Source organism: candidate division WOR-3 bacterium (assembly GCA_026418155.1).
In the GTDB taxonomy this organism is placed as follows: domain Bacteria; phylum Hydrothermota; class Tepidihabitantia; order Tepidihabitantales; family CAIPLT01; genus JAOABV01.
This window is the reverse complement of the sequence record JAOABV010000069.1, coordinates 1-8,840: the sequence shown is the minus strand read 5'-3', so window position 1 is coordinate 8,840 and position 8,840 is coordinate 1. Positions and strand designations below refer to the sequence as shown.

Annotated in this window: 8 protein-coding genes and 1 tRNA gene; 8 read left to right on the top strand and 1 reads right to left on the bottom strand. The window is 34.4% G+C overall.

Annotated elements, in window-relative coordinates:
* The 8 genes from N2201_06865 to N2201_06830 form a co-directional block, all read left to right on the top strand.
* The coding region (locus tag N2201_06865; protein ID MCX7785924.1) for a non-canonical purine NTP pyrophosphatase at positions 1–325 on the top strand (325 nt) is incomplete at its 5' end.
* Between the two features lie 2 nt (positions 326–327).
* The gene (gene mgtA, locus N2201_06860) at positions 328–2,883 is read left to right on the top strand and encodes a magnesium-translocating P-type ATPase (GenBank protein ID MCX7785923.1); all 2,556 of its coding nucleotides are present in this window, start codon (positions 328–330) and stop codon (positions 2,881–2,883) included.
* 342 nt (positions 2,884–3,225) lie between these two features.
* Positions 3,226–3,309: transfer RNA gene (locus N2201_06855), tRNA-Leu, on the top strand.
* 142 nt (positions 3,310–3,451) lie between these two features.
* Positions 3,452–4,642: a T9SS type A sorting domain-containing protein gene (locus tag N2201_06850; protein MCX7785922.1), complete on the top strand. Its 1,191-nt coding sequence runs from the start codon at positions 3,452–3,454 to the stop codon at positions 4,640–4,642.
* Positions 4,643–4,692: 50 nt separating this feature from the next.
* Complete coding sequence (locus N2201_06845; GenBank protein MCX7785921.1) at positions 4,693–6,099, top strand: transglutaminase domain-containing protein; 1,407 nt, start codon at positions 4,693–4,695, stop codon at positions 6,097–6,099.
* A gap of 217 nt (positions 6,100–6,316) precedes the next feature.
* Positions 6,317–7,210 (top strand): phosphate acyltransferase, encoded by an 894-nt coding sequence (locus tag N2201_06840; GenBank protein MCX7785920.1) that lies wholly within the window; start codon positions 6,317–6,319, stop codon positions 7,208–7,210.
* Between the two features lie 26 nt (positions 7,211–7,236).
* Entirely contained in the window at positions 7,237–7,629 is a 393-nt protein-coding gene (locus N2201_06835) for a RidA family protein (GenBank protein ID MCX7785919.1), read from the top strand.
* A 70-nt stretch (positions 7,630–7,699) separates the two neighbouring features.
* Positions 7,700–8,170, top strand: a complete 471-nt coding sequence (locus tag N2201_06830; protein ID MCX7785918.1) for a hydrogenase 3 maturation endopeptidase HyCI — start codon at positions 7,700–7,702, stop codon at positions 8,168–8,170.
* A gap of 333 nt (positions 8,171–8,503) precedes the next feature.
* Here N2201_06830 and N2201_06825 read toward each other — a convergent pair.
* Positions 8,504–8,840, bottom strand: a 337-nt coding sequence (locus tag N2201_06825) for a hypothetical protein (protein ID MCX7785917.1), incomplete at its 5' end; no start/stop codon positions are given.

Below are 8,840 nucleotides of genomic sequence, written 5' to 3'. Positions count from 1 at the left end.
AGCAACCTATCAAGATAATGTGAAAAAATTCCTAAAACTATTAGAAGGTATTGCAAATCGCCAAGCACGTTTTCGCTGCGTTTGTGCAGTAGCGCTTCCTGATTCTTATAATCTTCCTCTTAAGATATTTGAAGGAGTTTGTTCGGGCGTAATTGCCGACAAACCGAAAGGCGAGTCTGGCTTTGGCTATGACCCAGTCTTTATACCTGATGGCTTTGATAAAACATTTGCCGAATTATCACCGGAAGAAAAAAATAAGATTAGCCATCGAGCAAAAGCATTAATTAAAGTAAAAGAGTTTCTTAATCAGATGAATATCAAATAAATATGGACAAAAAATTACAAGTTATCGATTTTGATTATATCCGAACCACCCCGGATTTTATTTTTGAAAAGTTACAAACATCAATTAAGGGATTAACTGATCTTGAAGCCCAAAAACGCCTTGAAATCTATGGATACAATGAGCCGGTTCACAAAAAAGAAAAGTCAATAGTAATTAAAATTCTGGAAAAATTTTTAAATCCTTTAGTTATTGTGTTATTAGTAATTGCGGTATTTTCAATTTTTTTTGGTGAAAAAATTTCTGCAGTTTTGGTTATATTGATGGCGATGATGAGTGTGGGTCTTTCATTTAGTCAAGAATACCGTGCCGGAAAAGAAGCAGAGAAGTTGAGCGAATTAGTTCAGACAACAGCAACTGTTTGCCGAAACGGAAAACTGAAGGAAGTAAAAATCACAGAGATTGTACCGGGGGATATCGTGAATTTATCCGCCGGCGATATTATACCGGCTGATTTGCGAATAATATCTTGCAAAGACTTATTCGTCAACCAGTCAACTTTAACCGGCGAATCTTTTCCAGTTGAAAAAATTGGCGAACCAATTCTACCAGCAAACCATTCGATCTCCGAACTTACTAATATTGCATTTATGGGTTCAAGTGTTGTCAGTGGTAGCGGAGTCGGAATTGTGATTAAAACTGGTATTGCAACTCAATTCGGCGAATTATCACAGAAATTAACGACGATACGGATACAAACAAGTTTCGAAAAAGGAATTCATCAATTTACAATATTAATGATTCGTTCGATGCTGATATTAATTGCAGTTATATTTCTTATCAATACCATATTTAAACATAATATGATTGAAGCCTTACTTTTCTCGTTAGCAGTAGCAGTTGGCTTAACCCCACAAATGTTACCAATGATTGTCGCAATCAATCTTTCCAAAGGTGCAATCGCAATGGCTAAAAAACAAGTAATTGTGAAACGGCTCAATTCGATTCAGAATTTAGGTGCAATGGATGTAATCTGTACAGATAAAACTGGGACACTTACTTTAGACCGTATCATCTTAGAACATCACTGTGATGTTGCTCGGCGAGAAAATGAAGATGTTCTTAGATATGCTTACATTAATAGTTTCTATCAAACCGGTTTAAAAAATTTATTAGACCAAGCAATTTTACGACATGAAAAATTGTTAGTAAAAGAATACAAAAAGGTTGATGAAATACCATTTGACTTTTCACGAAAATTAATGTCAGTTGTAGTTGAAGTCAATGGTCAACATATGCTCATTGCTAAAGGCGCGCCTGAAGAAATTTTTAAGCGATGTACTAAATATGAATTGGAAGGCGTAATATTAGATATTGGCGATTGGATATTAGCAGACTTAAAAGAGGAATATGATAGTTTGAGCGCTCAAGGATTTAGAGTCCTTGCTATTGCCTATAAAAACATAATAAATAAACAATCATTATATTCTAAAGCTGACGAAAAGGAATTGATTCTAAAAGGATATGTTGCATTTCTTGACCCACCAAGACCTACGGCAAAGAGAACTATTGCGGCACTTAAGAAGATGGGTATTGAATTTAAAGTTTTAACTGGAGATAATGAATTAGTTACAAAGAAAATTTGTAGTGAGGTTGGATTAGATGTTATGGGATTATTAACCGGGGAACAAGTTGAAAAAATAACTGATGATGAACTTAAAGATTTAGTAGAAAAGAACAATATATTTGCTCGGCTCTCTCCGATTCAAAAAGAAAGGATAATTCGTGCGCTTCATGCAAATAAACATATTGTTGGCTACCTGGGAGACGGAATAAACGATGCATTGGCATTAAAGGCCTCAGATATTGGGATTTCAGTAAACAATGCAGTTGATATTGCAAAAGAATCGGCAGATATTATTTTACTTAAAAAAAGTTTAATGGTTTTAAGAGATGGTATTATCGAGGGTAGAAAAACATTCGGTAATATTGTTAAATACATTAAAATGGGTTCAAGTTCCAATTTTGGTAATATGATAAGTATGACGGGAGCAAGTCTATTTTTGCCATTTTTACCGATGCGTCCCATTCAGGTATTATTAAACAATTTTCTTTATGATATATCCCAAGTGGCAATTCCGACTGATAAAGTCGATAGTGAATATTTATCCAAACCTCGTCCTTGGCAAGTTGATTCAATAAAGAAATTTATGATAACATTCGGTCCAGTTTCATCGATATTCGATTTCATTACTTTCGCAGTTTTATATTTTATTTTTAAGGCGAAAGTTTATAACCAAGAACTTTTCCATACTGGTTGGTTTCTTGAATCATTAATTACTCAGACATTGGTTATACATATTATCCGAACCGGAAAAATTCCTTTTATTGAAAGTAGACCAAGCAAATTTTTAATGTTTACTTCGATATTCATAGTCGCGACTGGGCTGTTGATTCCGTTTTCTCCACTGGCAAAACCATTTGGATTTATCAAACCGCCATCCTTATATTTTCCTGTACTTTTCACAATTGTTGGAGTGTACCTCTTGGTAGTACAAGTAGTAAAAAAATGGTTTATCCACAAGTTTGGGTACGATTAAGCACTACCGATCAACGTAATAAGATTGGTCATTGTTTTTCAGTGTTTTTTTTGTAGTCAGAAATATTGAAAGAGACTTATGATAAATGGAGCAATAGAAATAGAATATATCTGTTTGGATAATACCCATTCTTTATACCTAACAGATACGATAAAACATTTGTCGAATTATCAATCAACGAAAACTATAAAATTAGCCATAAGATAAAAGTATTGTAGATAGTTAAGATTTTCTTATAAGAGTTTCAGATTGAATTCTATAATGCTGATCAGTACGGAGGTCTTTGCTAAATATGTTGACTGCATTAAAAATGTTGTTATATTATATATATTAAAGAGATTTGCCGAAGTGACGGAACTGGGAGACGTAGCGGACTCAAAATCCGCCGCCCGCAAGGGCATGAGGGTTCAACTCCCTCCTTCGGCATTTTTGCTAAAAATTATTTTTCTTAAAAATCACAATATTCTCATCATAGAACTATAAAACCATTAAATAAAAAATATGATAATAAACCTAATTCAGAATCTGATAAAGTTAACGGACAGTAAGACTCTGAAATAAATTTAAGATGATAAAGTTGACTCTGCTTAATTATATTCATAAGCTCCGATTAAAGTATCTATTTTTCTTGATTGGCATTTGCTCTCTGCTTGATGCCCAATCTCCAATATTTGATAGTCTTGGTAGATATTCAGTCTCTTTTCGGGTTGAGCATATTCCTGGTCAATATGAAATAATGAGTAACTCAAGAATTTATTATCCGGACTCGAATAATCAAATACCGCAATCAGCAGTACCTTGTCCGATTGTTATTTTCGGTCATGGTTATCAAATGGGAATTGACCGCTATTACAGTTATGCTCAACACTTAGCAAGTTGGGGTTATATTGTGGTCTTACCGACAATTTCTAATCCATTCCCCACACCAGAACATTATACCAGAGCCCATTCAATGGTAGATGCTGCGCGCTGGACTGCAAATAGAAACTTTGTAATTGGCGATATTTTCTATAATAAATTGGATCCTTTTAATTGGGGATTTGTCGGTCATAGTATGGGCGGTGGAATTGCGCTATTAGCTGCAGATACTTTTAAATTAGTTGACACACTTCGAGCAGTCGTCTCATTTGCCAGCCCTCAGACAACTCCTTCAACTCATTCTGAACATCTACTAATACCCAAAATGATTCTGGCTGGCTCAGTTGATAATATTGCGCCCTGGCAACAAGTCCGACAGGCATATTGGCAAAATGCTCCCGCCCCAGGAGTCTTTGCAGTTATATATGGAGCAAATCATGGATATTTTATGGATTATTCCTATTTTTGGGAAAATGGTGGGACTGCATTAATATCTCGTGCTTTGCAGCAAAAAGTCAGTCGTCGCTATATGACCGCTTATTTTGAACGGTATCTACATAATGATTTAAGCAACTGGAATTATTTGTTTTGTTATGGTGACTCATTAGTTAATACCTCAATTTTTGATACGGTGGAAATTCGTTATTCTCAGGCCGATATTGGGGAAAACAACTTAAATTTTAGACCTGATTATAAATGTTATATTTTCCCCAACCCGGTTAGAGAATATTGCTATATTAATTGCGGTAATACACAAGTAAAAATATTTAATGCATTTGGTCAATTAATCAAAGAAAAAAAATCGCCCTTTATTTGGTACACCGAAAAAAATCTCAAAAACGGCGTCTATTTTTTGCAAAACTCTGATTACAAATTATTCAAAATAATCCTTTTACGATAGATAGCACAAAATGTTTTGACTTTTAGTAGATTTTCAACTATGCTTGTAATATGAGAATAAAAGCACTGATTCTGTTATTATTTTTAATTATATCGTGTCCGCCGAAAAATAATGTTGCTAAAATTCTCAATGAAGAACAATGGATGGGTATCTATTTGAAACAAGAAAAGATCGGCTATTCTTTTTCTCGTTTACAAAAAGTCAAAGATTATTACAAATTGATTAATCGGATTAAAATCAATCTAAAAATGATGGAACAACCAGAACAGGTCATCTCAAACTTTTCGGGCACACTTCACAGTGATTATACCCTTAAGGATTTTGAGTTTAGTTTTAATTCGAGAAATCGTATATTTAGTGCTAACGGCCAAATTGATAATGGCAGATTAAATATTGAAGTTAACAGTGGTGGCGCAATAAAAAAAACACAATTAAATGCTAACTTTCCAATATACCCATCACTAATATTAGGAACAGTTGCAATCAAGAAAAAATTACCAATAAATAAAGAACAAATGATTAAAGTCTTTGATGCAACCACACTTTCCTTGATTGATGCCAAGATTAAATTTTTAGGCAAAGAACAAATTACAATTGTAGATAAAGATTATAATTTATATAAAGTAGAAATCGAAATGTTAGGATTGAAAACAATTGTCTGGTTGGATGAAAACGGCATCAGTAAAAAAGAAGTATCGCCTCCGGGAATGGTGATGATTGAAGAAACTCGCGACCAAGCATTATTGCAAGAAGAATCTTTGGGCAAAATTGATATTCTTTCGCTTTTTTCAATTACGGTCGATACATTAATCTCTAACCCGCGTGCGGTAAAATATTTAAAAGTAAAATTTACAGATGCTAATTTATCTGACTTAATCATCGCCGATGAAACACAGCGTATAATTCAAAATCAACCGTTAATCCTTGAAATCACAACTCCTGAAAGAATTCCTTCAAACTTGACTCTGCCCATAACTGAATACAGAGAACTATTAAAGCCTTCGCTTTATGTTCAAAGTGATGACCCTGCGATTAAAAAGACCATTAACAAAATTATTGGTCAAGAGACTAACGCTGTTAAAATTACGGAAAACATAATGAAGTGGGTTTTCACCAATATTCAAAAGCGTGCAACCGCATCTCTGCCTTCAGCACTTGATGTTTTGAAAAATTTAGAAGGCGACTGCAACGAACATGCGGTATTATTCACCGCATTAAGTCGTGCTGCAGGAATTCCTTGTCAGATTTGTGTGGGTTTAGTATATGTTGATGGTAAATTCTATTATCATGCTTGGAATAAAGTCTATCTCAGAAAATGGATTATGGTTGACCCAACTTTTGGTCAATTCCCAGCAGATGCTACTCATATTAAATTGTCGGAAGGCGAGTTAGAAGAACAAGCAAAGGTATTAAATATTGTGGGAAAAGCGAAGATAAAGATTTTGGAATATCACTAAATATTGTTTCATCGCCGATTGGAGTGCAAAACATCAGGTATTTTAATATAAGATCTATGAAATAGTCATCTTTACTTATGAATTTACTGAGTACTTCTAATATTTTTGTCATCAGTGGTTATAAGGGGTCTTTTTCGTAAACTACTTGACATTAAAAGAAAAATTTGTATTCTAATTATCATATTATCATAACTATTATTTAATATTAGTTTAAAATATGCTCAAAAACTTTTCAGAAATGATTGAGATGGCAAAAAAACGCGGAATCAAGAGGTGCGTTGTTGCCTGTGCTGAAGATCCACCATCGATTGAAGCAATCTACGAAAGCAAAAAGATGGGTATTGCCACTGGAGTGCTTTTTGGTAACAAAGATAATATTCTCAATATACTAAAAGAGTTAAATATTCCTGAGAACGAATTTGAAATTTACCACTGTGCGGATGAGAAAGAATCAATTACGCAAGCAGTTAAAGAAGTAGCGCAAAAAGGCGATTTTTTAATGAAAGGACAGGTAACAACCTCTAATTTCTTAAAAGGTGTTTTAGATGAGCGATTAGGTTTAAGAGGAGAAAGATTATTAAGTCATATCGCGCTATTAGAATTACCCAGTTATCATAAAATTATCTTTATTTCTGATGGTGGCATTAATGTTGAACTTGATTTGAAAAGAAAGATTGACATTGTCCGCAATAGTATTGCGCTTGCCAAATTTTTAGGCGTAACTAAACCCAAAGTCGCACTGTTGTCAGCAATTGAGCGCATCAATCTAAATTTACAAGAGACCTTAGATTGGGCTGTGATTACTCGTATGGGTGAGCAGGGAGAATTTGGTGATGCTTTAATTGAAGGTCCGTTAGCCTTAGATGTTGCCTTCTCACCGTATGCGGCTAAAGTTAAAAAGGTAAATACAAAAATCTCGGGCGATGTTGATATAGTTATTGTTCCCAGTATTGCCACTGGTAATATCTTAGGAAAAGGATTGCAATATTTGGGCAATGCCAAGATTTGCGGAATCATTATCGGTGCAAAAAGACCAGTGGTAATGTTATCCCGAGCCGATACCAAAGAGACTAAAATGTATTCTTTAGCATTAGGGAATCTTGCATCATAAAAAATACGGAAGCGTAAGATAGGAGAATGAAAAGAATCATATACACGGAAAAAGCACCAAAACCAATCGGACCGTATAGTCAGGCGATTCAAGTTGATAATTTGATTTATCTTTCAGGCCAAATCGGTATTTCCCCTGAGACCGGTAATTTAGTTGAAGGTGGTATAGTTGCTGAAACCAAACAAATTTTTGCTAATCTTAAATCTATTTTAGAAAGTATTAATTGTTCATTAGATGATATTGTCAGCATAACAATATATCTGACTGATTTAAGTAAATTTGCGGAAATGAATAACATTTACGCTCAATATTTTAATAAAGATTATCCAGCCCGGGCAACTGTTCAGGTTAGCGCACTGCCCAAGGGTGCTTGTATTGAGATGTCTGCAGTCGCATTCAACGGTTATGCCAAGAGATAAAGATTTTTGTATTTCAAGACTAATCTATCAGTCTATCATCTTATAAATAATTGTCTTCAGGATGAATATAGTGATAATTGGTATTGGCAATCGAATGCGCTCAGATGACGCGATTGGCAGTTTGATTGCCGAGGAACTTAAAACTTATAACTTAAATAATGTTACAATTTTTGATGTTGGTATCACGCCGGAGAATTATATTGATAAAGCAGTTGCCGAAAAACCTGATTGGATAATTTTTGTTGATGCTTGTAATTTTGATGCCAAGCCTGGTGAATATAAATTATTTGAAGAGAATGAAATCCAAGATATTGCCTATGGTTTAATGTCAACTCATACCTTGCCCTTGACTTTAACTATTGAACTAATTAAGAAACAACATAACTGTCGAATCTCATTACTGGGCATCCAACCGAAATCATTTACTATGAGTTCAGATTTAAGCACCGAGATTTTGAATGCAAAAAGTAAAGTGATTGAATTTATCAAATCCATAATAAAGAACTTTTCGCTACAGAATAAAGAAAACACTAATAACTAACAAAAATAAATCAGACCTCTTTGATAAATAAAAAAATAAGAGGGTTGCAAAAGTTTACAATTTTCAAATTTGTTCTTGTCCAGATGCGCAAGATAAGTACATGCAATATTTTGGGAGATATTGTTAATGTTTGTGGAAACTCTGCAAATTAAAGATTAGTATATTCTTTTCCGAAATATTGTCATGCAATGTGTCCAAGAGATACTATAAAGTTTATGAGATTTAGTTATAATGGATATGTGAAACAGATTTTTAAATTAGTGAAAACTCTGTAAACTAAAGATAAGCATATTCTTTACCGTCCTTTTTTAATGTTCGCTCCTGCTGTTTTTGTTAATAGACAATCCCGGTTATCAATTCAATTATACTTCCTTTTAACCAGAGACTTGGCTGACATTCTCGGCCACCTAATAGGTGAGCCGGTCGACAAGCCAGGGGGCAGGCCGGGGGGCATACCCCTCGACAACCCGATGGCATATCCTTCTGACCGTCCAATCTAAAGATATTTTGATTGTCCTTAAAGTGACCGAATGATTTAACCTCTGGATTCTCAATAGGATAGATGATGAAGTCGTCTAATCCTTTACCTTCTCGGGCAAACGGGCCGGTTGGGCATTTGATTATGGCCAGTGCGTTATTATTATATCTAATAAAATACAATATTTCCAAC

Excerpts from the sequence above, each read along its gene's own strand:
- mgtA (MCX7785923.1), top strand. The coding sequence starts at position 328 with ATGGACAAAAAATTACAAGTTATCGATTTTGATTATATCCGAACCACC.
- N2201_06850 (MCX7785922.1), top strand. The coding sequence starts at position 3,452 with ATGATAAAGTTGACTCTGCTTAATTATATTCATAAGCTCCGATTAAAG.
- N2201_06845 (MCX7785921.1), top strand. The coding sequence starts at position 4,693 with ATGAGAATAAAAGCACTGATTCTGTTATTATTTTTAATTATATCGTGT.
- N2201_06840 (MCX7785920.1), top strand. The coding sequence starts at position 6,317 with ATGCTCAAAAACTTTTCAGAAATGATTGAGATGGCAAAAAAACGCGGA.
- N2201_06835 (MCX7785919.1), top strand. The coding sequence starts at position 7,237 with ATGAAAAGAATCATATACACGGAAAAAGCACCAAAACCAATCGGACCG.